We start from the raw sequence: 797 nt of genomic DNA, 5'->3' as shown, positions 1-797 counted from the left end.
CGGTATAAAGCGGATGAGGCCTACCTGGTCGGGGAAGGAAAAAAGCCGATTGATGCCTATCTTGATATCGAAGGCATCATCGAGATTGCCAAACGTTCAGAAGCCGATGCCATTCATCCGGGATACGGCTTTTTGTCCGAAAATATTGAGCTGGCGAAGCGTTGCGCCGAAGAAGACATTATGTTTATCGGTCCTGAGATCCGTCATCTGGATATGTTCGGGGACAAGGTGAAGGCAAAAGAGCAGGCTGTGCTTGCAGGCATTCCGGCTGTTCCGGGCAGCGACGGACCGGTGGCAAGCCTCGAAGAAGCCGCGGCTTTCGGCAGTGAGCACGGCTATCCGCTCATGGTCAAGGCCTCCCTTGGGGGCGGCGGGCGCGGCATGCGGATTGTCCGCAACAAAGGCGAGCTGAAGGAAGCCTACGAACGGGCCAAGTCCGAAGCCAAAGCCGCTTTTGGCAGCGATGAAGTCTATGTGGAAAAATATATTGAAAACCCAAAGCATATCGAAGTGCAGATCCTGGGGGACCGGGACGGCAACATCGTTCACCTGTTTGAGCGGGACTGCTCCGTCCAGCGGCGCCACCAGAAAGTGGTGGAGACTGCTCCTTGCGTATCGTTAAGCGATGACATGCGGGAGAGGATCTGCGGGGCGGCCGTCCAGCTGATGAAACATGTCGGCTACCTGAACGCGGGAACGGTGGAGTTCCTCGTCAAAGACGATGAGTTTTATTTCATTGAAGTCAACCCGAGAATCCAGGTGGAACATACGATTACGGAAATGATTACGGGCATTGA

1 protein-coding gene is annotated in these 797 nt (G+C 54.7%); it reads left to right on the top strand.

The window, feature by feature from the left end:
- A partial coding sequence (locus tag ACFSCZ_RS18930; protein WP_380776501.1) for an ATP-binding protein occupies positions 1–797 on the top strand: 797 nt, incomplete at both ends.

Source organism: Siminovitchia sediminis (assembly GCF_042680885.1).
Lineage (GTDB): Bacteria > Bacillota > Bacilli > Bacillales > Bacillaceae_C > Siminovitchia > Siminovitchia sediminis.
This window is presented reverse-complemented; position numbering and strand designations above follow the sequence as displayed.